26 protein-coding genes and 1 tRNA gene are annotated in these 22,749 nt (G+C 57.5%); 23 read left to right on the top strand and 4 right to left on the bottom strand.

Annotated elements, in window-relative coordinates:
• Window positions 1-4: 4 nt before the first annotated feature.
• Window positions 5-754 carry a 30S ribosomal protein S2 gene (gene rpsB, locus ACI2I1_RS08250; RefSeq protein WP_221541872.1) on the top strand — a complete coding sequence of 250 codons (750 nt, stop codon included), beginning with the start codon at window positions 5-7 and terminating at the stop codon, window positions 752-754.
• A 117-nt stretch (window positions 755-871) separates the two neighbouring features.
• Window positions 872-1,798 (top strand): translation elongation factor Ts, encoded by a 927-nt coding sequence (gene tsf, locus ACI2I1_RS08255; RefSeq protein WP_404678728.1) that lies wholly within the window; start codon window positions 872-874, stop codon window positions 1,796-1,798.
• A gap of 92 nt (window positions 1,799-1,890) precedes the next feature.
• Here tsf and ACI2I1_RS08260 read toward each other — a convergent pair whose 3' ends face one another.
• Complete coding sequence (locus ACI2I1_RS08260; protein WP_404678729.1) at window positions 1,891-2,346, bottom strand: VanZ family protein; 456 nt, start codon at window positions 2,344-2,346, stop codon at window positions 1,891-1,893.
• 108 nt (window positions 2,347-2,454) lie between these two features.
• Between ACI2I1_RS08260 and pyrH the strand changes: the two genes are divergently transcribed.
• The 10 genes from pyrH (at window position 2,455) to rpmE (ending at window position 11,816) form a co-directional block, all read left to right on the top strand.
• Window positions 2,455-3,180 carry a UMP kinase gene (gene pyrH / locus ACI2I1_RS08265; RefSeq protein WP_224811324.1) on the top strand — a complete coding sequence of 242 codons (726 nt, stop codon included), beginning with the start codon at window positions 2,455-2,457 and terminating at the stop codon, window positions 3,178-3,180.
• 33 nt (window positions 3,181-3,213) lie between these two features.
• Window positions 3,214-3,771, top strand: a complete 558-nt coding sequence (gene frr / locus ACI2I1_RS08270) for a ribosome recycling factor (protein WP_221541868.1) — start codon at window positions 3,214-3,216, stop codon at window positions 3,769-3,771.
• A gap of 25 nt (window positions 3,772-3,796) precedes the next feature.
• Window positions 3,797-4,480: a polyprenyl diphosphate synthase gene (gene uppS, locus ACI2I1_RS08275; RefSeq protein ID WP_404678730.1), complete on the top strand. Its 684-nt coding sequence runs from the start codon at window positions 3,797-3,799 to the stop codon at window positions 4,478-4,480.
• The gene (locus ACI2I1_RS08280; protein ID WP_404678731.1) at window positions 4,467-5,231 is read left to right on the top strand and encodes a phosphatidate cytidylyltransferase; all 765 of its coding nucleotides are present in this window, start codon (window positions 4,467-4,469) and stop codon (window positions 5,229-5,231) included. The genes uppS and ACI2I1_RS08280 overlap by 14 nt, the downstream gene beginning before the upstream one ends.
• Complete coding sequence (locus ACI2I1_RS08285; protein WP_404678732.1) at window positions 5,228-6,379, top strand: 1-deoxy-D-xylulose-5-phosphate reductoisomerase; 1,152 nt, start codon at window positions 5,228-5,230, stop codon at window positions 6,377-6,379. Before ACI2I1_RS08280 ends, ACI2I1_RS08285 begins: the two co-directional genes overlap by 4 nt.
• Before the next feature lie 26 nt (window positions 6,380-6,405).
• Entirely contained in the window at window positions 6,406-7,515 is a 1,110-nt protein-coding gene (gene rseP / locus ACI2I1_RS08290) for an RIP metalloprotease RseP (RefSeq protein WP_404678733.1), read from the top strand.
• A gap of 136 nt (window positions 7,516-7,651) precedes the next feature.
• Window positions 7,652-10,345 (top strand): outer membrane protein assembly factor BamA, encoded by a 2,694-nt coding sequence (gene bamA, locus ACI2I1_RS08295; RefSeq protein ID WP_404678734.1) that lies wholly within the window; start codon window positions 7,652-7,654, stop codon window positions 10,343-10,345.
• The gene (locus ACI2I1_RS08300) at window positions 10,345-11,022 is read left to right on the top strand and encodes an OmpH family outer membrane protein (RefSeq protein WP_404678735.1); all 678 of its coding nucleotides are present in this window, start codon (window positions 10,345-10,347) and stop codon (window positions 11,020-11,022) included. Before bamA ends, ACI2I1_RS08300 begins: the two co-directional genes overlap by 1 nt.
• A gap of 22 nt (window positions 11,023-11,044) precedes the next feature.
• Window positions 11,045-11,497, top strand: a complete 453-nt coding sequence (fabZ, locus tag ACI2I1_RS08305; protein WP_404678736.1) for a 3-hydroxyacyl-ACP dehydratase FabZ — start codon at window positions 11,045-11,047, stop codon at window positions 11,495-11,497.
• A 94-nt stretch (window positions 11,498-11,591) separates the two neighbouring features.
• Window positions 11,592-11,816 carry a 50S ribosomal protein L31 gene (gene rpmE, locus ACI2I1_RS08310; protein WP_221541862.1) on the top strand — a complete coding sequence of 75 codons (225 nt, stop codon included), beginning with the start codon at window positions 11,592-11,594 and terminating at the stop codon, window positions 11,814-11,816.
• Between the two features lie 59 nt (window positions 11,817-11,875).
• Here rpmE and ACI2I1_RS08315 read toward each other — a convergent pair whose 3' ends face one another.
• Window positions 11,876-12,511, bottom strand: coding sequence for a prolyl hydroxylase family protein (locus tag ACI2I1_RS08315; protein ID WP_404678737.1), 636 nt, complete (start codon window positions 12,509-12,511; stop codon window positions 11,876-11,878).
• A gap of 194 nt (window positions 12,512-12,705) precedes the next feature.
• Between ACI2I1_RS08315 and ACI2I1_RS08320 the strand changes: the two genes are divergently transcribed.
• The 11 genes from ACI2I1_RS08320 (at window position 12,706) to ACI2I1_RS08370 (ending at window position 21,588) form a co-directional block, all read left to right on the top strand.
• Window positions 12,706-12,782, top strand: a tRNA-His gene (locus ACI2I1_RS08320).
• Window positions 12,783-12,833: 51 nt separating this feature from the next.
• Window positions 12,834-13,898, top strand: coding sequence for an SDR family oxidoreductase (locus ACI2I1_RS08325; protein WP_221541860.1), 1,065 nt, complete (start codon window positions 12,834-12,836; stop codon window positions 13,896-13,898).
• Window positions 13,899-13,953: 55 nt separating this feature from the next.
• A complete protein-coding gene (ccmC, locus tag ACI2I1_RS08330; protein WP_221541859.1) occupies window positions 13,954-14,676 on the top strand; it encodes a heme ABC transporter permease CcmC in 723 nt (240 codons plus the stop codon).
• Window positions 14,677-14,827: 151 nt separating this feature from the next.
• Entirely contained in the window at window positions 14,828-15,289 is a 462-nt protein-coding gene (gene ccmE, locus ACI2I1_RS08335; protein WP_404678738.1) for a cytochrome c maturation protein CcmE, read from the top strand.
• Window positions 15,286-17,241, top strand: a complete 1,956-nt coding sequence (locus ACI2I1_RS08340) for a heme lyase CcmF/NrfE family subunit (protein WP_404678739.1) — start codon at window positions 15,286-15,288, stop codon at window positions 17,239-17,241. Before ccmE ends, ACI2I1_RS08340 begins: the two co-directional genes overlap by 4 nt.
• Window positions 17,238-17,765 (top strand): DsbE family thiol:disulfide interchange protein, encoded by a 528-nt coding sequence (locus tag ACI2I1_RS08345; protein ID WP_404678740.1) that lies wholly within the window; start codon window positions 17,238-17,240, stop codon window positions 17,763-17,765. The genes ACI2I1_RS08340 and ACI2I1_RS08345 overlap by 4 nt, the downstream gene beginning before the upstream one ends.
• Entirely contained in the window at window positions 17,762-18,166 is a 405-nt protein-coding gene (locus ACI2I1_RS08350; protein WP_404678741.1) for a cytochrome c-type biogenesis protein, read from the top strand. The genes ACI2I1_RS08345 and ACI2I1_RS08350 overlap by 4 nt, the downstream gene beginning before the upstream one ends.
• Window positions 18,163-18,807 carry a tetratricopeptide repeat protein gene (locus ACI2I1_RS08355; RefSeq protein ID WP_404678742.1) on the top strand — a complete coding sequence of 215 codons (645 nt, stop codon included), beginning with the start codon at window positions 18,163-18,165 and terminating at the stop codon, window positions 18,805-18,807. The genes ACI2I1_RS08350 and ACI2I1_RS08355 overlap by 4 nt, the downstream gene beginning before the upstream one ends.
• A 119-nt stretch (window positions 18,808-18,926) precedes the next feature.
• Window positions 18,927-20,864 carry a potassium transporter Kup gene (locus ACI2I1_RS08360; RefSeq protein ID WP_404678743.1) on the top strand — a complete coding sequence of 646 codons (1,938 nt, stop codon included), beginning with the start codon at window positions 18,927-18,929 and terminating at the stop codon, window positions 20,862-20,864.
• A 234-nt stretch (window positions 20,865-21,098) separates the two neighbouring features.
• Window positions 21,099-21,311, top strand: coding sequence for a cold-shock protein (locus tag ACI2I1_RS08365; protein ID WP_221541852.1), 213 nt, complete (start codon window positions 21,099-21,101; stop codon window positions 21,309-21,311).
• A 67-nt stretch (window positions 21,312-21,378) separates the two neighbouring features.
• Entirely contained in the window at window positions 21,379-21,588 is a 210-nt protein-coding gene (locus ACI2I1_RS08370) for a hypothetical protein (protein WP_221542330.1), read from the top strand.
• Here the strand turns inward: ACI2I1_RS08370 and ACI2I1_RS08375 are convergent.
• Complete coding sequence (locus ACI2I1_RS08375; protein WP_404678744.1) at window positions 21,585-22,019, bottom strand: GNAT family N-acetyltransferase; 435 nt, start codon at window positions 22,017-22,019, stop codon at window positions 21,585-21,587. The two genes, ACI2I1_RS08370 and ACI2I1_RS08375, sit on opposite strands and share 4 nt — an antisense overlap.
• Window positions 22,020-22,026: 7 nt before the next feature.
• Window positions 22,027-22,686 (bottom strand): inner membrane-spanning protein YciB, encoded by a 660-nt coding sequence (locus tag ACI2I1_RS08380; protein ID WP_404678745.1) that lies wholly within the window; start codon window positions 22,684-22,686, stop codon window positions 22,027-22,029.
• Window positions 22,687-22,749 lie beyond the last annotated feature (63 nt).

Genomic DNA, 22,749 nt, shown 5'->3' on the forward strand with positions numbered 1-22,749 from the left:
GACCATGGCGGCTCCTACCGTCACCATGCAGCAACTGATTGAGGCCGGCGCACACTTCGGCCACCAGACCCACCGTTGGAACCCGCGCATGAAGCCGTATATCTTCGGCGCGCGCAACGGCATCCACATCATCGACCTGTCGCAGTCCGTGCCGCTGTTTGCGCGTGCTCTCGACTTCATCAGCTCGACCGCGCGTTCGGGCGGCAAGGTACTGTTCGTTGGTACCAAGCGTCAGGCACAGGATCCGATCCGTGAAGCAGCGCTCGCTTCGGGCCAGCACTTCGTGAATCACCGCTGGCTGGGCGGCATGCTCACCAACTGGAAAACCATTTCTCAGTCGATCAAGCGCCTTAAGACGCTGGACGAGCAGCTTTCGGGTGAAATGTCGGGCCTGACCAAGAAGGAAATCCTTCAGCTGACGCGCGAGCGCGACAAGCTTGAACTTTCGCTTGGCGGCATCCGCGATATGGGCGGCATTCCCGACGTGATGTTCGTGATCGACGCCAACAAGGAAGATCTCGCCATCAAGGAAGCCAACGTGCTTGGTATTCCGGTGGTTGCAGTGCTCGACACCAATGTCGATCCGAACGGCATCGCATTCCCGATCCCGGGCAATGACGACGCTGCCCGTGCCATCAAGCTTTATTGCGATGCGGTTGCCGAAGCAGCTCGCACTGGCAAGGGCGAAGGCGTGGCGGACAGCGGCCGCGATGTCGGCGCGATGGAAAATCCGCCGGAAGAAGCTGCGGCCTAAGCCCACTCCCGTTGGACGGCAGCGCAACGCTGCCGTCATAAAAACGAGGTACGCGCCGGGCCGCTGACACCAGCGGACCCGGTGCCACCGCATCAAACACCAGTTAAGGAAATTACCATGGCTGCATTTACTGCCGCTGACGTTAAGGCCCTGCGTGAAAAAACCGGCGCGGGCATGATGGACGCCAAGAAGGCGCTCGAAGCTGCGAATGGCGATATTGAAGCCGCTGTCGACGCACTGCGCGCCAAGGGCCTTGCAACTGCCCAGAAGAAGTCGAGCCGTACTGCGGCCGAAGGTCTTGTCGGCGTTGCCGTCGAGGGCACCAAGGGCGTTGCCGTCGAAGTAAACTCGGAAACCGACTTCGTGGCGAAGAACGACCAGTTCCAGGATTTCGTCCGCAAGACCACCGAAACTGCCCTTGGCATCGATGGCGACGATGTGGAAGCGCTCAAGAACGCTGCCTACCCGACCGGTGGCACGGTCGCCGAAAAGCTGACCAACAATGTCGCCACCATTGGCGAGAACCAGCAAATCCGCCGTGTGAAAACCGTTTCGGTCACAAACGGCGTGATCGTGCCTTACATGCACAATGCTGTCGCTCCCGATCTTGGCAAGATCGGTGTTCTGGTTGCCCTCGAAAGCGAAGGCGACAAGACAAAGCTCGAAGAGCTTGGCAAGAAGCTCGGCATGCACATCGCTGCGGCTTTCCCGCAGGCGCTGACCGCAGATGGACTCGACGCCGAAGTGATCGAGCGTGAACGCGCGATCGCAAAGGAAAAGGCTGCTGAAAGCGGCAAGCCCGAAAACGTCCAGGAAAAGATGGTCGAAGGCGCGGTTGCAAAATACGCGAAGGAAAACGCGCTGCTCAGCCAGGTCTATGTGATCGACAACAAGACCCCGATCGCACAGGTCGTCGAGCAGGCCGGCAAGGACATCGGTGCCAAGGTTGAATTGGTTGACTACGTCCGCTTCCAGCTCGGTGAAGGCATCGAAAAGGAAGAAACCGATTTCGCCGCCGAAGTGGCTGCTGCTGTCAAAGGCTGAGAGCTAGGCGAAGAAAAATCTGGAGCCGCCGGACTGCAAAGGTCCGGCGGCTTTTTTATTGGCCGCCCGTATAGGCTCGCAGGAAAAAAGTCCTATGGGGCTTGCTTGTCTGCCGAATTTCGGCCCCACAACCGGTTCGCTACTGATCCTGCCAAAATGCCCATGGCGATAGCGAGGCTGTTGGCGACAAGGTCACGCCAATCAGCCTGTCGCCCTAGTGGCATCAGCCATTGGGAAAGTTCGATCGCGCAACCGTACAGAGTGAGCGTCATGAATGCTACGAGAGGTCTGGTGCGAGGCCATGCCAACATCGCAGCTAATGTCAGGACGAAGAACGCGAGCATGTGATTGAACTTGTCGTAGGAAAAGACCGACGGCGCCTCATTGCCCGGCATGTTCGCCAAAACGAAAATCCCCGCGAGCAGCGCGATAAAACCGATTCGAAAGAGGGTGCGCAAATCCATCGTGCTGCCAGTGCACCATTTTGATTGCGCTGCGGTGAATTCGTTGCGCGCGCTGGTGTGGAACCGGACGAAGGCTTTGAGCAAAATTCACCTCATTGGCAATCTTAGGTCTCGGACAGTCGGCCTTTCCCTTTGCGCCTTGACCGTGTGATGGCTAAGGAGCCGCAAATCCGGAAAAAGAGAACAGCCACCATGACCCTTCCCAAGATGAACCGCGTCCTCCTGAAATTGTCGGGCGAGGTATTGATGGGGACGAACCAGTTCGGCATTGATCCCGCCTTCGTGCTGGAGCTGGCCAAAGAGGTGAAGGCGGCCAAGGAAACTGGCCTGGAAATTTGCCTCGTCATCGGCGGCGGTAATATCTTTCGCGGAATGGCTGGCGCAGCGCAGGGCATGGACCGGGCGCAAGCCGATTACATGGGTATGCTGGCCACCGTCATGAACGCTCTGGCAATGCAGAGTGCGCTCGAACAATTGGGAGTCGAAACACGTGTGCAGAGCGCGGTGCAGATGGATCAGGTGTGCGAGCCGGTTATCCGCCGCCGCGCCGAACGCCATCTGGAGAAGGGACGCATCGTCATTTTTGCTGCGGGCGTTGGTGCACCTTATTTCACCACCGATAGTGGTGCTGCATTACGCGCAGCGGAAATGAATTGCGATGCACTGCTGAAGGGCACTAGCGTGGACGGCGTCTATGATAGCGATCCGAAGAAGGATGCTGGTGCCAAGCGTTATGATACGGTGAGCTACGGCAAGGTACTTGCCGATAACCTCAAGGTCATGGATGCCAGTGCAGTGGCACTGTGCCGAGATAATGACATTCCTATCGTGGTCTTCTCTATTCGCGAGAAAGGTAATCTGGCACGCATGCTTTCGGGCGAGGGCGTGCAGACGATCGTGACAGATCAGGCCGCGTAAAACGAACAAACCGACAGAACGAGGAAGCCGACGATGGCAAAATACGACAAAGCCGATATCGAGCGCCGCATGAAGGGCGCCGTGGAAAGCCTCAAGGGCGATCTTTCGGGCCTGCGCACCGGCCGTGCCAACACCAGTCTGCTCGATCCGGTGGTGGTCGAAGTCTACGGTTCGATGATGCCGCTGAGCCAGGTAGCGACGGTCTCCGCGCCCGAGCCGCGCATGCTGAGCGTGCAAGTTTGGGACAAAGCCAATGTCAGTGCGGTAGAAAAGGGCATCGCAAAGGCAAATCTGGGCCTTAACCCTATTCAAGACGGCCAGAATATCCGTCTGCCCATGCCGGACTTGACTGAGGAGCGCCGCAAGGATCTCGCCAAGGTGGCAGGCGAATATGGCGAAAAGGCCAAGATCGCCATCCGCAACGTGCGCCGCGACGGAATGGAAGCGCTCAAGGAAGACGAAAAGAAGAAGGAAATCTCTGAGGACGACCAAAAGCGGTCCGAAGGAGATGTCCAGAAACTGACCGACACCCACGTAACGCTGGCCGAAGAAGCTGTGGCCAAGAAGCAGCAGGAAATCATGAGCCAGTAAGCGGCTTGTGAGGGGCCGCACCGGCATGAGTGAAAAACAGCAGGAGGCCCGCCATGTTGCCATCATCATGGATGGAAACGGACGCTGGGCGAAGCGCAAGCACTTGCCACGCGTCATGGGGCATAGAAAAGGCGTTGAGGCTGTCCGCGCGCTTGTACGCAACCTGAAGGATACGCCGGTTGAGTGTCTGACGCTTTATGCTTTTTCTTCGGAGAACTGGAAGCGACCTGAGGACGAAGTCGATGACCTGATGAATTTGATGCGCAAATTCATCAAGTCTGACTTGCCGGAGTTTATTGCCAACGATGTGAAGCTGCATATCCTCGGCGACTGGCGCAGCCTGGCGCCGGACATCGTAGCAATGCTGGAAGATGCGCTGGCGCAGACGGCCAAGGGCTCGCGCACGCTGGCTGTTGCGCTGAATTACGGTGCCCAGGCAGAAATCGCCGCTGCTGCGCGTCTCGCTGCAAAGCAGGGCGAAGTTACCGAGGAAAGCATCGCTGCAAACCTTTACACGGCTGACCTGCCGCCCTTGGATCTCCTTATTCGCACCAGCGGTGAAGTGCGCCTGTCGAATTTTCTCTTGTGGCAGGCTGCTTATGCCGAAATGGTCTTTACGGAGATTTTATGGCCCGATTTCACGCCAGCACATCTAATGGACGCGCTGGACCAGTTTTCGGGTAGGGAGAGGCGATTTGGGGGACGGTGAAGCCGAAAACGCGCCGCGCAAGAGGGACGCACTAAAGGAGCGCGCCCGTCGTTATATGACCGTCCCACTTTCGGTGCGGACGTCTGATCTGCCAGTCCGGATCGCGTCTGCGGTCGTAATGCTTGCTGTTGCGGTTGGTGCGGTCATCGCCGGTGATCCGTGGCTAGATGCGTTCATCGCATTTGTTGCTTTAGCCACCTTGACTGAATTCCTGCGCCTTGTGCCGAGAGCAACTTCGAAATTCCCATTCCGCTTTGTGTCGCTAGTGGGCGGTACGCTCTACATAGGCTCTTCAGGCTATGTTTTGACGCAATTACCAGTCACGATGATCGTCGGGGTGGTGGGCGCGGTGATTTTTGTCGACAGCTTTGCTTATGGTTTCGGCCGCACGCTTGGGGGACCAAAGATAGCGCCGCGAATAAGCCCTTCAAAGACGTGGGCAGGACTGCTCGGGGGTATCGTCGGGGCAAGCGTCTGGCTAAGCATTTTCAGCGCCATTGTCGCGCCAGCCATGGATAGCGTTGTTGCAGCGCGCGTCGCGCCGCATTCCGTGTTTTCCGTTTTTTGTATGGGTGCAATAATAGCAATCGCAGCGCAAAGCGGCGATTTCCTGGAGAGTTGGCTCAAGCGCAAGGCGGGTGTAAAGGACAGTTCCAATCTCATCCCCGGACACGGCGGATTTTTCGACCGGACCGACGGCATTATTCCGGTGGTGCTTTTGGCGGGTCTGTTTTTGAATAGCAGCCTATGACCCGTACAATCAGCATCCTCGGAGCGACAGGCTCGGTTGGCGCATCCACACTTGATCTCGTTCGGCGCAACTCTGATGCCTGGCGCGTTGGTGCCCTGACAGCGCATTCCAATGTGCAGGAGCTGGCCGCTCAAGCCCGCGAATTTGGTCCCGAGATTGCGGTCATCGCCGACGAAGCGCGTTATAGCGATCTGAAAGTTGCTCTGTCCGGTTCGGGGATCGAGGCTGCTGCCGGACGATCTGCCCTGTGCGAGGCTGCTGAACGACCGACGGATGTGATCATGGCCGCCATCGTAGGCTGCGCAGGACTCGCTCCGGTCATGGCCGCGATCAAGCAAGGGCACACAGTCGCGCTCGCTAACAAGGAAGCCTTGGTTTCAGCGGGCGAGGTCATGACTGCCGCAGTTGAAGCGCATGGCGCTACGCTTCTGCCTGTCGACAGTGAACACAACGCGATCTTTCAGTGCCTTCAGGGTGGTAATTTGGCCGACGTGCGGTCGATTACCCTAACCGCCAGCGGCGGACCGCTGAGGCTGGTCGATGACCTTGACTCGGTAACCCCGCAACAGGCGATCGCACATCCAAATTGGGATATGGGCGCCAAGATCAGCGTGGATAGCGCCACCATGTTCAACAAGGGTCTAGAACTGATCGAAGCGCATCACCTTTTTCCGGTGGGTCTCGATAAGATACGCATCGTGGTCCATCCACAAAGTGTGATCCACTCAATGGTCGAATATCGCGACGGCTCCACCTTGGCTCAGCTCGGACCCTCCGATATGCGGGTCCCGATTGCCTCGTGCTTGGCTTATCCGCGCCGCATGAATACGCCAATGGCCCCCCTCGATCTCGCTGCAATCGGAGAATTATCTTTCTTTGCACCTGACGAGGTTCGTTTCCCGGCAACCAAGCTCGCCCGCCAGGCTGCCGAGGCGGGCGGGGCGGCGCCAGCGGTCCTCAATGCCGCGAACGAAATTGCCGTTGCTGCTTTCCTTGCAGGTAAGATCCGGTTCAGCCGCATCCCGGTAATAGTGGAAGCCGTTCTCAACGCAGCAAACTTGCCGCCGGACCCACAGACTCTGGATGATGTCTTACTCGTCGACTCCGCGGCTCGACAACTGGCTGAAGAGTACCTGGAGAAAGACTGACCTTGGACGCTTCTATTCCTTTTTGGATGTACATCATCGGCTTCCCACTTCTGTTGGGGCCGCTGGTGACACTGCATGAACTTGGCCATTATCTCGTTGGGCGATTTTTCGGAGTGAAGGCCGAGGCCTTTTCCGTCGGTTTCGGCAGGGAGCTTGCCGGTTACACGGATAAGCGCGGGACGCGTTGGAAGTTGTCCGCCTTGCCACTGGGCGGCTATGTGCAGTTCAAGGGCGACATGGACCCGGCAAGCATTCCGGACAAGGAGGCTATCGCCAAGGCCTCACCGGAAGAGCGTGACGGCAGCTTCCACCATGCTGCTCTTTGGAAGAGAGCGCTGATAGTATTTGCCGGACCGGCAATGAACATACTGATCGCTCTCGCGATCTTCGCGAGTTTTTTCGCGCTCTATGGAAAGCCTGTGCCGGCCGATCCTTCAGAAACGAACGTCATACAAAGCTTTGCCGAGCAATCCGCTGCGCAGGCCGCCGGTCTTGAGGAGGGAGATCGGATCACCGCAATCGACGGAGATCCGGTGCGGCAATTTCAGGACATTCAGGATCGCGTCCTTATGTTCCCGGGCAAGACCATTGAGATGGCCGTCGAGCGCGAAGGGCGCAGCCTGACTATTCCGGTCACCATCGCTGATAGCGTCGAGACAGATCGGTTCGGTAACAGTTCGCGTGTAGGCAGGCTTGGTATCTACTCCGGTGGTATGGATTTTCAGCCAGTCGGGATTGTGGAAGCTGCCAGACTTTCGGTGGTTCAGTCGGTCAACATGGTCGACATGATGGTTACCGGGATCAAGCAGATAATTGTGGGAGATCGCTCCGTTCAAGAGTTGGGCGGTCCGGTCACGATCGGTAAATATGCAGGCGAACAGCTCAGCATGGGACCGCTTGCTTTCATCAACTTCGTGGCGCTTATCTCGCTTAACTTGGCATTCATCAACCTCCTGCCAATTCCAGCCCTCGATGGCGGGCACCTGGCATTCTATGCGGCTGAGGCGATCCGCCGCAAACCGCTGGGGCCCCGCAGTACGGAGGTGGCTTACAGAGCCGGTGTCGCGCTTGTGCTCGCGCTGATGATATTCGTCACCTTCATAGATATCGCCAAGCTCCCGATGTTCGGGAATTAGGCGGGGACAGGCCGAGGAGGAGCCGCAGAGCGCGGCTCGACACGGCTTGATTGGACGGGCTGCTTCGGGCAGGGGGCCATCTGGCCGCCGGACGGGCAGGCCAATGGATTATTTGAGGACGGGAACTCCCTTGTCGATGACTGGATTTGCGACTGCCGCGGGCAAGACGAAACCTCGGGCTGCGAAGCTTGTAGCCGGCCTGCTGGCCGGTACGATCATGGGCGGTATGCCTGGTTTGGCTCTGGCGCAGGATGCTGCTCCGGAAACGGATCAAGCGAGTGCGGCGGTCGAGCAGCAGGCTGTAGTGCGCAGCATTGCCGTAGCGGGTGCACAGCGCCTCGAGCCGCAAACCATCCTTTCCTACATCCGTCTTCGGCCCGGTGACGTCTACACCAACGCAGCTGGCGACCAGGTCATCAAGGACCTCTATGCGACCGAGCTCTTCTCAAGTGCGAGCGTAACGAACGAAGATGGCAATGTGGTCATCAATGTCGTCGAGAACCCGGTGATCAACCGGATCATTCTCGAAGGGAACGATCGCATCAAGAATGATAAGATCCTGCCCGAAATTCGCCTGGCCCCGCGCCAGATATTCACCCGTTCGAAAGTGCGTGCGGACGTTGCCCGGATCATCGAGCTCTACAAGCGCCAGGGCCGCTTTGCGGCGACGGTCGAGCCGCAGATGGTCGAGCTCAGCCAGAACCGGGTGGATATCGTCTTCGAGATCGATGAGGGGCCGAAATCCAAAGTTCGCCAGATCAACATCATTGGGAATGAACAGTTTTCCGACGGTGATCTGAAAGATGAAATGGTCACCAAGCAGACTGGCGGACTACTTTCCTTCCTCAGTTCGAACACCAGTTACGATCCTGATCGTCTGGCATTCGACCAGCAAAATCTGCGCAGCTTCTATCTTACCGAAGGATATGCCGATTTCCGCGTCGTTTCCGCCGTTGCGGAGCTGACGCCGGACAAGGAAGACTTCATCATCACTTATGTGGTGGAAGAAGGTGAACGGTATAAGTTCGGCGATGTCGAGGTTCGCAGCGAACTTCGCGATTTCGATAGCAGTGCGATGACTGGTCGATTGCCGATGTCGACGGGCGATTGGTATAACGCCAAGCAGGTGGAAGACACCGTCGAGCAGATGACCGACCTGGCTGGCACCTTCGGTTATGCCTTTGCCGATGTGCGTCCTGAGTTTACTCGCAATCCCGAAGATCTCACTATGGACGTTACCTTCGTCCTTCGTGAAGCACCTCGCGTGTATGTCGAGCGTATCGATGTAAACGGCAACACTCTTACGCAGGACAAGGTCGTGCGGCGAGAGTTCCGCGTCGCAGAAGGTGACGCCTTCAATAGCCTTGCTATCAAGCGCTCCGAGGCGCGGATTGGCTCGCTTGGCTATTTCCAAGAGAATTTCGAAATTACCCAGGTTGAGGGCAGCGCTCCTGACCGCGTAATTCTGGAAGCCAATATCGAGGAACAGCCAACGGGCGAACTGCAGCTTTCCGCAGGGTTTTCGAGCTTGGAAAAGTTCGTGCTCGCGGGTTCGATCCGGCAGCGCAACTTCCGCGGCCGAGGGCAGACCATCGGCCTGAGCCTGAATTACTCGCGGTTCTCGAAATCGGCGCAGGTGAGCTTTTCTGAGCCCTATGTATTTGATCGCAATATCTCGATGGGCGCGGATATCTACCATCGCGAATACGATAATGACTTTTATGCCAGCGAATTGAACCGGTACAAGCAGGCGACAACCGGCTTGCAGCTCCGCGCGGGTGTGCCCCTCACCGAATACATGTCGGCCATAGCAAGTTACACGCTGAACTTTGAAGACGTGACCGTGGGAACCGCCTATTTCGGCGACTTCGACGGTGACGGGGTCGATGAATGCACCCAGTCACGCTTCATTTGCGAAGCGGTCGGAAAGCGAACGAGTTCTATCCTCGGTTTCACGCTGAACTATGATTCGCTCAACAGCAGGCTGCGCCCCACACGGGGTGAATCGATATCGACGACTGCCGAGTTCGCAGGACTGGGCGGCGATGTGAAATATCTCAGAATGCGGTCCAAGATGGGTAAATGGATGCCTCTTGGATCCGGCTTCATTTTCTCGCTTCAGGCCGAAGGGGGCTGGATCAAGGCGCTCGAAGACCGCGGAACGCCGGGCTTCGACGATGTCCGGCTCACCGATCGCTTCCAGCTCGGCGAACCCCAGTTCCGTGGTTTCGATATTCGCGGTGTGGGCCCGCGCGTCGTTCGACTTCAGTATCAGATCAATCCGGATGATCCGAGCGGCCCCAGAATTCTTCAGACCCTCGAAGATCTGCGCCAGAACAACAATCGCAACTTCGACGATGCGCTTGGCGGACGAGCCTACTATCTGGGCCGTGCCGAACTGGAAATTCCGCTCGGATCCGGCGCGCAGGAAATGGGGCTGAGGCCTTCGGTCTGGCTTGATGTTGGCTCCTTGTTCGCCGTCGACCGCCCGACATTGGTCGACAATCCGAATGGAGAGCAACTCCGTAATCTCGCTGGGGACCTGCTGTATCTGCAGCCAGTCCTGAATACCGACGGCGAGCCTACCGGTCAGTTCCTCCAGACCACCAATGCGGCGGCGGAGGACGGAACGCCCTACAATCCCGCCATCGGCAATTATTACAAGGAAGTCTTCCTCGGGGACAGCATCAGCCCGCGCATAACAGCGGGTATCGGGGTCAACTGGAACTCGCCGTTCGGTCCGTTCAGGATCGATGTATCGCAAGTGATCAAGAAGCAGAGAGGAGATGACACCAAGACCATCTCCTTCAACGTAGGAACGCAATTCTGATGAACATTTTCAGCAAAACCATCGCTGTCGCCAGCCTTGCAGGTGCGGCTATTGCAGCATCGCCACTTGCCGCACAGGTCAGCGGGAACATCGGCATCGTTAATCCGCCGGCTACTATCGCTGCAAGCCAGGCGCTCAACACAGCGTACCAGCAGATCAATACGACCTATGCGTCGCAGATTCAGCAGATCCAGCAGAAGCAGCAGCAGGCCCAGGGCCTGATCCAGCAATTGGATACCAATAACGACGGTAATCTCGACCAAGCGGAACAGCAGGCTGCGCAGAATGCTCCGCAGGCTCAGCAAATTCAAACGCTTGAGCGCGAGATCGGCCAGCTGAGCAATCAGATCGATATGGCACGTGTGTATGCTGTCGAACAGATCCTCCAGCAGTATTCGGCGTCTCTGCAGACCGTCACTTCGGCAAACAACATTCAAGTCGTGCTTTCGCCCGATGCCGTCGCATGGTCGGCTGCCGGTGCGAACATCAGCGAAAAGGTAGTAACCGCGCTCAACACACGCGTGCCGAGCGTACAGACTGCAGCCCCACAAGGCTGGCAGCCCAGCCAGCAGTCGGTCGCCGTATATCAGCAGGTCGAACAAATTCGCATGGTCGCGGCCCGTCAGCAGCAGGCCGCTGCAGCACAGCAGCAGCCCGCCCAGACCTCTGGTCGCTGATTTTGAAAAGAGGAGTGGGGATATGAGCGACACCAGCTTCGACGTTGTTGAAGTGCTTAAACGCCTTCCACATCGCTATCCCTTACTCCTTGTCGACCGTGTGAAAGAGATCGTCGTCGATGAGCGAATTCATGCGGTAAAGGCTGTAAGTTTCAACGAAGACTTCTTTCAAGGCCATTTCCCTGGCGCTCCCATCATGCCGGGTGTTCTCCAGATTGAAGCCTTGGCCCAGGCTGCGGGAGTTCTCGCAGTCGAGAGTTTGGGTCTCTCTGGATCGGGTAAGCTCGTTTATTTCATGGCAATTGAGAATGCGAAATTTCGTGCCCCGGTAACGCCAGGCGTCCTTCTCGATCTCAAGGCTGAATTCGTGCAGAAGCGGGCACGTGTGTGCAAATTTGCAGGAGAAGCTTCGGTTGATGGCAAGGTTACCTGTGAAGTCGGCTTCACTGCGATGATTGCGGACGCTCCGGAATAGCCTTGCGAATCCCGCATTTCGGCTTTAAGCGCGCAACCTTTCCCAACACAGCTGGACCGGTCGGAACCGTTCCGAAGCTAAAAGGACGTAAATCATGAAGGCCGAAGGTCACCCCGAATACCACATGATCACGGTCAAGATGACCGATGGTACCGAATTCCAGACGCGCTCGACCTGGGGCAAAGAAGGCGACACTCTCGCGCTCGATATTGATCCCACAAGCCATCCTGCTTGGACCGGGGGGAAGCAGCAGCTTTCCGAAGGTGGTCGCGTTGCCGCGTTCAACAAGCGTTTCGGCGGGCTTACGCTCAAGAAGTAAGCTTTTCCGCTTACGCCAGATTTTTGAAGGGCGGTCCGGTGGGGCCGCCCTTTTCCGTTTTACCAGCCCCAGACTTTCTCACGATACCATTTCGTTATTACGTATTTTACGCCCTTTCTGACCTTCATCCCGTGATGGATGGTATTCGGGTTCTCGCTTCCATCTGGGCGGCGGTTGTTCCAGCAGAGCAGTTTTCCCAGTTCGGGTTGAAAGGTCTTTTTTACGGCTTTGAACCGGGTTGCGCCGCCAGCTTCGACATCGTTCAGGTACACCATGAAGGTCCAAGTTCGCTGGCCCGCGACCGAGCAATACTTTTCCCAATCCCTGCCACCTGGATTAAAATAATCGCAATGGGCTTTGAACTCCTGACCGATCTCATAACGCTGGCCCTGCAGTGGTTCGCCGTGCGCAGGATCGATGCCATTCAATCTTGCCAGCAAGTCTTCCATCTCACGAACTGCCGGTTCGTCCTCAGGCAAATCACAGGTTTCGCTGGTTCGAAAATAGCGATCGTCGCCTGCGTCCGCGAGCGTCGACGGTCGCCGATCCTTTTCGATGAGATCGATCAATTGCCTGCATAACTCTGGACCAGCGAAGCCTCGCATTTGGAACAATTCGATCTTGTCCGAGGGAGCGCGCTGTACCCCATTCGAAGAGAGCAGGAGAGCGCTTGTAGATTCGTTGGGTGAATTCATTGTCCATGCATTAGCCAACACGAGCGCCCTCGCAAGCTGTGAAAGAAAGTTGCGCATAGTGAGCCTCTTTCATTTTTTGACTTCCCATCTGCCCCCTTGTTGTGCAACAGGCGCTCGCCGTTGCGTAAGGCGGGTTGACGGCCCGATCCTTGCGTATATGTGCCGCCTTCCCGGCAGCGTTCCGGGGGCGTGTGGCGATCGTAGCTCAGTTGGTTAGAGCGCCGGTTTGTGGTACCGGAGGTCGCGGGTTCGAACCCCGTCGATCGCCCCATTTTCTCCCTTCGCGCCGGGTTATGAAATACCTTTTGGGGGTGATTGATCGATGACGGCGTTCTGGACCGAAGCGGATTACGACGACCACGAACTGGTCGAGGTCGTACGCGACCCGAAAAGCGGCCTCACGGCAATTATCGCCCTGCATTCTACGCATCTTGGCCCCGGCGCCGGGGGGACCCGTTTCTGGCATTATGCCGAGCCTGAAGCCGCTATGCGGGACGCGCTGCGCCTAAGCCGCGGGATGAGTTACAAGAATGCCATGGCCGGTCTCCCCATGGGCGGAGGCAAGGCAGTTATTCTTGCTGACGAGAGCAGGACCAAAACGCCAGAAATGCTTGCCGCTTTTGCAGATGCGGTCGATGCATTGGGCGGCCAATATGTCACCGCTGAAGATGTCGGCATCTCGGAAGCCGACATGGCGGCAGTTGCCGAGCGCACGCAGTATGTGTCCGGGCTCCCGGTCGAGGGTGAAGATGCAGCGGGCGGAGACCCAGGCCCCTTTACGGCGCTGGGCATTTTTCTCGGCATCAAAGCGGCAGTGAAGCACAAGCTTGGCAAGGATGCCATGGACGGCGTGCATGTCGCGATCCAGGGCACCGGTAGTGTGGGCGGCGGTGTTGCACGGCTCCTGGCGAAGGAAGGTGCCAAGCTCACGCTTTCGGACATCAATATGGATCGGTGCCAAGATCTGGCACGCGAACTTGATGCGGAATGTGTCGCTCCCGAAGCTATTATGTCCGTAGCCTGCGATGTCTTCAGCCCAAACGCTCTTGGTGCGATTCTCGATGAAGAGGGGATCGGCCGGCTGGATTGCAAGATCGTCGCCGGTGGCGCTAACAACCAGCTAAAGCGTGCGGAGCATGGACCGATGCTGGCGGAGCGCGGGATTCTCTACGCCCCGGACTATGTCATCAACGCCGGCGGCATCATCTCGGTGACGCTCGAATACCTTTGCCGGAACGACAAAGCCCCCTGTGATATTAACGAGGTGCGTAAGCGCATCGCGCTTATCCCTGGGCGCCTCGAGGAAATCTGGCAGACGAGCGATGAGACCGGCGTTTCTCCCGACCAGGTAGCTGACCGAATGGCGCAGGAACTCATTGGACGCTGATCTTCCTTGCGGGCAGGGTCAGCGGCTGCAATAGGCTTCGGCCACGGCTTGAACAATGCATGGCTTCGCAAATCCTAAACGTTTTCTGGCCTTGGCGGGCTGGCTAACCCCGGCATCGTTGATTGCCGGGATAGTCTTGACCGCAGCTGCCCTAATCTGGGGTTTCGCGCTGGTGCCGCCGGATCGCTTGATGGGCGAGACCGTGCGGATCATATTTATCCATGTCCCGACCGCTTGGCTTGGAATGGGGGGCTGGACCGCGATCGCCCTCTCAAGTCTGGTTTACCTCGTTTGGCGGCACCCCCTCGCCGCCATCGCTGCTCGAGGCGCAGCTGTGCCGGGCCTGGTTTTCACCCTAGTTTGTCTGGTTACCGGATCGATCTGGGGCAGGCCGACGTGGGGCACTTGGTGGGTCTGGGATGGACGGTTGACATCGATGCTCGTTCTGGCCTTTCTCTACGCGGCTTATATTGCTCTTGGACAAGCTGCCGAGAGGGAAGGGGTCTCGTCCCGTATCCCCGCTATATTCGGACTCTTGGGTGCGATTAACATCCCGATTATCAATCGCAGCGTCGTATGGTGGAACTCCCTCCATCAGCCGCCGAGCATTACGATGGGGAAAAGCGCCATCGACGGGGTATTTCTTGCTCCTCTGCTTGCAGCAGTTATCGGCTTCTCGCTGATCTTTGCTGGCGTTGTTCTTGCCCGCATGCGTGCCATCCTTGCCGATATTCAGGCCGATGCGCGACTGCGCCGCCAAGCCTTGGAGGCGGACTAATGCGCGAGGCTTTGGATCAGTGGAGCTTTGTTTATGCAGCTTACGCGATAGGCATCGGTGGGACTGTTGCCATGATCTTCTGGAGCTGGTTCGCCATGAAGAGGGCTGAGGCCAGGCGCGAAAAAATTCGTTCCGGATCGAGGCGAGAAAGATGAAAGCAAAGCACCAACGCCTCGTTCTCGTCGTTCTCGCTCTTATTGCGCTGGTCGGTGCATCGCTTCTCGCGGTGTACGCGCTGCGCAATCAGGCGAGTTATTTCTATCTGCCGGAGCAGATGGTCGCCGAACCTCCAGAGCCGGGTCAAGCAGTACGCTTGGGCGGCATGGTCGAACCTGGCTCGCTCCAGAAGTTGGCTGATGGTGTAACGGTCACTTTTGCGGTGACTGGTCGGGAAAACTCCCGCATTCCAGTGCGGTATGCCGGAATACTGCCTGACCTCTTTGTCGAAGGTTCCGGTGTGGTTGCCGAAGGGCGCCTCAACAGTGGCGGCACCTTTGTTGCGGACAACCTTCTCGCCAAGCATGATGAAAATTATGTTCCGCGAGAACTGGAAGGGATGAGCGAGCACCAGGCCGCCGAGATGGCGGAAGATACGACGGTTGGATTGGAATGATCGCAGAACTCGGTCTTGCAGCGCTTTGGCTGGCTGCGGCGCTCGCCGTTCTGCAACTATCGTGCGGTGCACTGTCCGTGTGGAGCGGGGCGGATAACGAGATCGCGCAACTGACGCGTCCGGCAGCAATATTGCAGGGCGGATTGGTTGGGACCGCGTTTGGCGCACTGTTGTGGGTTTTCGGCATTACCGATTTGTCGGTGAAGCTGGTGGCTATGAATTCGCACACGATGAAGCCACTGATATTCAAATTATCAGGAGCCTGGGGAAATCACGAAGGCTCGATGCTATTGTGGGTGACGGTAATGGCCCTCGCCGGAGCGCTTATCGCGGCGGTCGAGAGGCGACTGCCGGAGCGCACGATGCAGGCGACCCTGGCTGCTCAGGGCTTCGTGGCGCTGGGTTTTTACGCGTTTCTTCTTCTCAGTTCGAATCCCTTCGAACGGCTTGCGCAGCCTGCCGCGGAAGGGTTGGGCCTCAACCCTTTGCTGCAGGATATCGGTCTCGCGCTCCATCCACCGACGCTCTATTTTGGCTATGTCGGTCTTTCAGTGGCTTTCAGCTTCGCCGTCGGTGCTCTCGTGACGAAGCAAGTTACTCCTGCTTTCGCTCGTGCAATGAGGCCGTGGATCCTTGGGGCGTGGACCTTTCTAACGCTCGGCATCGCCGCGGGAAGTTACTGGGCCTACTATGAACTTGGCTGGGGCGGTTACTGGTTCTGGGACCCGGTCGAAAATGCCAGCCTCATGCCGTGGCTGGCCGCGACTGCGCTGCTTCATTCAGCCGGCGTCCTCGCCAGCCGCGACGCGTTACGGGTCTGGACGATTATGCTTGGTGTTGTCGCCTTTTCCATGTCGATGCTGGGCACATTTCTGGTCCGTTCGGGCATTCTCACCAGTGTTCACGCTTTCGCCGTGGATCCGGAGCGGGGAAGTTTCATTCTCTTTCTTCTCGCGCTGTACATCGGTGGCGCACTGTTGCTCTTCGCCTTGCGCGCAGGTTCGATAAGCGAGGGTGAGCGCTTTTCTGTGGCCAGCAGGGAAGGGGCGTTGGTCGTAAACAATGTGATGCTTAGCGCGATCCTTGCCGTTGTGCTTCTAGGTACGCTCTATCCGCTTCTGACCGAAGCGTTCGACATACGCGTATCCGTGGGGCCGCCGTACTTCAATCCCGTCAGCGCCATTTTTGTCTTTCCTATGCTTGCGGTCATGGCGGTCGGGCCACTACTCAGGTGGCGCCGGGATAATTGGGACCGCGTATCGCGGGAGCTTGCCCTGACGGCAGCGCTGACGTTTGCGGCCATGGGCTTGCTGGCGGTTATCTTCGGCATGGCATTGTTGCCGTTGTTAGGTCTCTCATTCGCCCTTGCTTTGGGGGTCGCGAGCTTTCTCCCGCTGAGGGGGCGAAAACTTACTCGTGTCCCTCTGGCGACGTGGGGTATGGTCATCGCGCATTTCGGCATCGCGGTTTCGTTGTTCGGTATGGCTAGTGAGAGCGCATTCTCCGAAGAACGCCTCGCCGCCTTGGAGGAGGGACAGCAGACGTCTGTGGGGCCGTGGCTGGTCCGCCTCGATGGCGTAGAACCAATTGCGGGGCCGAACTGGACCGCGCTCTCCGGACGATTGCTGGCGGCATACAAAGGTGGAGAGTCGGTGGAAATCGAACCTCAGTCCCGCAATTTCTGGGCGCCTCCTCAGCAAACTACAGAGAGCGTGCTTGTGACTCGTTGGAACGGCCAGCTCTACGCCGTTATGGGGGGCGAAGGTGTAGATGGCCGTTGGCAGCTGAGATTGTGGTGGAAGCCGTTCGTCACCTTTATCTGGTATGGCGGGCTTCTCATCGCTCTCGGAGGTGCTTTTGCGCTCGTCGGGCGCGTCAGAACCGACGTCAAACGGCGTTCTGCGCAGCGCAAAATTGCCGCACGTCGGCGCGATGAGGAGGCCATGCTATGAGTTGGCGGCTTTGGTTGCCATTCTTGGTGTTTTTCGCCTTTCTCGGCCTCGCAGCGTACCAACTGACGCAGCCGCGCGATGACTTCGTCAAAAGTGCGATGATTGGCGAGGTGTTGCCGTACTTCGACCTTCCGCCGGCGGTGAGCGAGCAGCCGGGAGTGGCCAGTGCGGATTTTGCCGATGGTCGTCCAAGGCTTCTCAACATCTGGGCAAGTTGGTGCCTTCCATGCATCGCGGAAGCACCGCAACTCGAGCAATTAAAGGAGCAAGGGGCGGAAATCGTAGGCATCGCTATTCGTGACAAACCGGAGGACGTGGCCCGGTTCTTGAGCCAGCACGGTAATCCCTATGCACGGATCGGTCGCGACGACCTTTCCGAAGTGCAACTCGGGATTGGTTCGTCGGGAGTACCTGAGACCTTTGTGGTCGATGGAAGTGGCCGGATAACCTATCAACATGTCGGGGATATACGGCCAGAGCACGTGCCCATATTGCTTGGTGAACTGCGGAAAGCCGAAAGATGAGGCTGGCCTTGGCTCTTCTTGCCGCTTCTTTGGCGTTGCCTCTAGCTGCGCAAGGTGAGGTGCCCCCAGCGCCGTATGCCTATCGGCAGTTGAATGACCCGGCTCAGGAAGCACAGGCGCAGGATTTGATGGAGACGCTGCGCTGTCTGAAATGCCAATCACAATCCATTGCGGACAGCGATGCGTCGATGGCGGGCGACATGCGGCATCAGGTGCGTATTCGCATCGCCGCAGGTGAAGAGCCTGAAGCGATCCGGCGCTGGTTGATGGACCGCTATGGGGACTATGTCAGTTACGAACCAGTCATGAGCGCGACAACCTGGCCGCTTTTCGCAGTTCCGGCTTTGCTGGTGATAATTGCTTTACTGCTGTTCAGTCGGCGGTTTCGGAGGCGCTCGTGAGCTGGATCGCCGTGGTCGCGTTGGCGGTCGGAGCATTTCTGGTTGCAGCCTTTGTCCTGCGAGTGAACAGAGCCGGCTGGACAGTCCTTGGCGCTACGCTCCTTTTCGGACTGACAGGCTACGCGCTGCAAGGTTCGCCTGATCAACCCGCATCGCCGGGTGAGGCTCAAGAGCAGAACGATGTCGACAGTGAGCTTCTAGTTGAAGCCCGCCGTGAGTTTTTCGATACCACGCAGTTTCCCTCCCGCTGGATTGTCACTGGCGACAGTTATGTGCGGCGTGGCGACTTCGAAGCGGCGTCAGGGTTCTACCGGAACGCTGTAGAGGAGGCGCCGAAAGATCGGGAAGCCTGGCTGGCCTTGGGAATCGCGTTGGTCGAGCATGCCGATGGAAGGCTGACGCCTGCCGCACTCGAGGCATTCGAACGCGCGCAACTTCTCGACCAGGCCAACGGCGGCCCCCGGTATTTTCTTGGGCTGGCCTGGCTGCGGTCCGGCGAGATCGAGCGGACGCGCGAATTGTGGCGGGAAGCTATCGAATCCGCGCCAGTCGATGCGCCATGGCGCGAGTCGCTTTCCCAGAGGCTTGCAAGGCTTGATGAAATCCTCCGCCCTCAGGCAGTGGAAACGCCGGAAAACTAGGCGTGGCGCGCGGCGTGTTGCTCCGCTTGACCCTTACTGCTAATCGCCGCCAGCTTGTGCGGGAGCGTGGCTTCCGTTTCTACAAGGTTTGACGCAATGCGGCAGGTAAAATCCATTCTATGACCGAGGCCCTAGCGCCGATTTCAGAGCCCGAGCGTGGCGGCGACAGCAGTCATGGCAATAGCCATGGCGCGTCAAAGGCCGCACTTGCCTTCGGCGCAATCGGCATCGTGTTCGGGGATATCGGCACGAGCCCGCTCTACGCGTTTCGCGAAACCTTCGCCGGGGCCGCGAATATCGCCATTGACCGCATGCATGTTCTCGGTGTCGTCAGCCTCATTTTCTGGTCGATGCTGATCGTCGTATCGATTCAATACGTTACCATTCTCATGCGCGCAGATAACAAGGGGCAGGGCGGTAGCCTTGCTCTTGTCGCCTTGCTGAGCCGCCACATCGGTCGTTCGCAATACGGTTGGCTGGTCGTGCTGCTGGGCGTTTTTGCTACCTCGCTATTTTATGGCGATAGCATGATTACCCCGGCGATTTCCGTACTTTCGGCCGTCGAAGGGCTGACCGTCGTGAATCCAGGTCTGGAATCGCTTGTCATCCCCATCGCCTTGGTCCTGCTGGTGTTTCTCTTCTTCCTGCAGAGCCGGGGTACTGCCAAAGTCGGTGCACTTTTCGCCCCGGTCATGATTGTTTACTTCATAACAATTGCACTTTTGGGTGCAAACCAAATCTGGCAAAATCCCGATATCCTCTGGGCACTTAACCCTTGGTATGCAGTACAATTTTTCATCTCTGATGGCGTTATCGCGTTCCTCGCATTGGGCGCTGTGGTACTGGCCGTGACAGGCTCGGAGGCACTTTATTCCGACATGGGCCACTTCGGTCGTGGCCCGATGCGGCTTTCCTGGTTCGGCTTTGTCATGCCATGCCTTTTGCTAAACTATTTTGGTCAGGGAGCCATGATCGCAGGGCTTCCTGCAGAGCAAGCAGCTGAGGTGGTCCGCAATCCCTTCTTCCTGCTGGCAAGCGAGGAATATCGCCTGCCGCTGGTCATTCTCGCAACATTGGCGACGTTCATTGCCAGCCAGGCCGTGATCTCGGGCGCTTTTAGCATCACCCATCAGGCGATGCAGCTTGGCTTCATGCCGCGCATGACCATCCGGCACACGAGCGAAACCGAAAGCGGCCAGATATACATTCCGGTCATCAATTGGGCCCTGATGGTAGCTGTCATCATCCTCGTCCTTACCTTCCAGAACTCGTCCAATCTTGCGAGTGCGTACGGGATCGCTGTGACGGGAGCGGTCACGATCGACACACTGCTGATGGGTGTCCTGTTCGTCGGTGTATGGAGGTGGAAGTGGTGGGTCGCCGCTCCTGTCGTCCTGTTCTTCCTCATTGTAGACGGTGCCTACTTTGCGGCCAACCTGGCCAAAATCCCCGAAGGAGGCTGGTTCCCGCTGGTCGTTGGGCTTGTGGCGTTTACCCTTCTCACGACTTGGGCCCGAGGTCGCAAACTGATGCGGGAGCGGATGCATGAGACTGCATTGCCCATTGAGATTTTCGCGAAGAGTGCCAAGAACTCTGCTGCACGTGTGCCTGGAACCGCCATCTTCATGGCCAGCCAGACCGCCGGGGTGCCATCAGCACTTCTTCACAACATCAAGCACAACAAAGTGCTGCACGAGCGCGTCATTATCCTGACCGTTCTTATCGCCGACGCACCCTATGTGGATGCAACCGAGCGATGCGAAATCCATGACATCGGCGATGGTTTCTACCGCGCAGTGCTGCATTACGGCTTCATGCAGGAGACGAATGTCCCGCAAGGCTTGAAAGAAATGGAACGGTGCGGCGGCGAGTTCGACATGATGCATACCAGCTTCTTCCTCAGCCGTCAGACGCTGTTGCCGAGCAGCAATCCCGGCATGCCGATATGGCGAGAAAAGATTTTTGCCTGGATGCTTCGCAATGCAGCGACAGCGATGGATTTCTTCCGTCTGCCCACCAATCGCGTTGTCGAATTGGGCAGCCAGGTGGAGATATAAGGTTCGGTCTCAGACGATCCGGGTGTAATCGTTAGGTAAATCACGCCCGCCGTGTTAGTAAGCTCTCGCTGACGTCGAAATTTGCGACGGACTTCGGTTATTTGACGACCGCCGCTTGCCCTATGGGCCCCGGCGTAAACCAGACGCTGACTTCCTTTCATCGGACGATTTTACGCACGACCCCGGGGCATGTCGCTGCGGGGCACACTTACGCGTTCTTGAAAGGAACCGAACATGAGCAAGACCGGAACAGTCAAATTCTTCAACACCGACAAGGGCTATGGTTTCATCCAGCCCGATGACGGTTCTGCTGACAGCTTCGTACACATCTCCGCAGTTCAGGCTGCTGGCATGCAGACTCTCGATAAAGAGCAGCGTCTCAATTACGAAGTCGAGTCCGGCCGCAATGGCAAGGAAAGCGCCGTAAATCTCTCGGCTGCCGACTGATTTAATCTCGTCGGGTGCCCGCGCAGATCAGCGCGGGCGCCCGACATCTAATTCGTGGAGCCATGCGATGGCGAACACACAAAGCTATGCCTTTTGCATTTCCCGCGCCGATCAGGCGGCTGAGGAAGCTGCAGGCGCTACACTGGATAACGTCAGGGATCGCGCGTTACGTTCGGAAAAAACGTGGCGTGGTTTGGCTGAGCATGCACGTGGGGTAGCAGAAGAACGCGAGAAGGTTCGCGTCGAGAAGCTTGAGGCGGCGCAAGAGCAGGACTAAGTTCGGGTCAGGTCCTTGGTGAGATAGTGCGAAGAATGGCCCCTAGGGCGGCCTTCCAGCGTAGCCAGAAGATCGTAGCCGTTCTTCTCATAAAACGGCTTGGCCTGCCAACTTGTCGTCTCGACAAAAGCCTTTTCGTATCCCTTTGCTCTGGCGAAATATTCAGCGGCGGCCAATGCTTTGGCCCCCGTTCCTCGCCCGCGTGCTGGATCTGATAGCCAGAGCAATTCGATGTGCAGCGTATTCCAGTAACAGCTTGCGCGTAGACCTCCGATCAATTCATCTTGTTCATTGGTCGCGATGACATGAAAGCGGATTTCGGCATCATTGGCTTCCAGGTCGACGATCGCGTTACGATTGAAGTCGATGATCCCTTGGCTAAGTGCAGTCCTAACCTTCAGAGTTGGTTTGAGCTCGATTGTGATGGGCATCGACTTCTCAAGCGGTAGGTGGTTCGTCTTCGACCACATCATTCTTATCTTCAAGCGAGAGACCGTGCTTGAGCAGCATGGGAATCTGCGAGAAGGTAAAGAGGAAGGTCAGGGGTAAAAACACCCAGATCTTTGCCCAGAGCCAGCTTTCGAAACTCATGGTCCTCACGAGTAACTCGTTCAAAACGGCGAGGAACAGGAAAAAGAAGCCCCAATTGCGCGAGAGCTTGAGCCAGCCTTCCTGAGTAACCCCCTCAAATGCTGCCTCCAGCAGCACCTGAAGCCAAGCTCGGCCTCGAAGCCAGCCGATGAACAACACGGCGCCAAACAGCAGATAAATGGCGGTTGGCTTGAACTGGATGAAACGTTCGTCGCGTAGCCAGATGGTGAGGCCACCGAAGCTTACGATCAAGGTGGTCGACAAAATAAGCATCGGGCTGACCTTGCCGAACTTCCACTTGCTGAAGGCCAGGGCGGCAACCGCTGCCACCATGAAGGCAATAGTGCCGTAGATGACCGCGGCGATTTCGCCGAAAGTGGAATCCTCGGGCGGTTGGTAAAACTTGTAGACGCCGAGGAAAACCAACAGAGGGCCATAATCGACGAGGGTATTGAGCCAACCGGTTGGCTTTTCTCCAGCCACAGTTTCGGTCTTTATCTCTGTCATCTGTATCGGTTCATTTCTACAATTTGTTCGGCTGCAACGCAGACTTCATCGGCTGGTTAGAGA

The sequence above is a fragment of the Qipengyuania sp. NPDC077563 genome (genome assembly GCF_044901345.1).
Taxonomy (GTDB): domain Bacteria; phylum Pseudomonadota; class Alphaproteobacteria; order Sphingomonadales; family Sphingomonadaceae; genus Qipengyuania; species Qipengyuania aestuarii.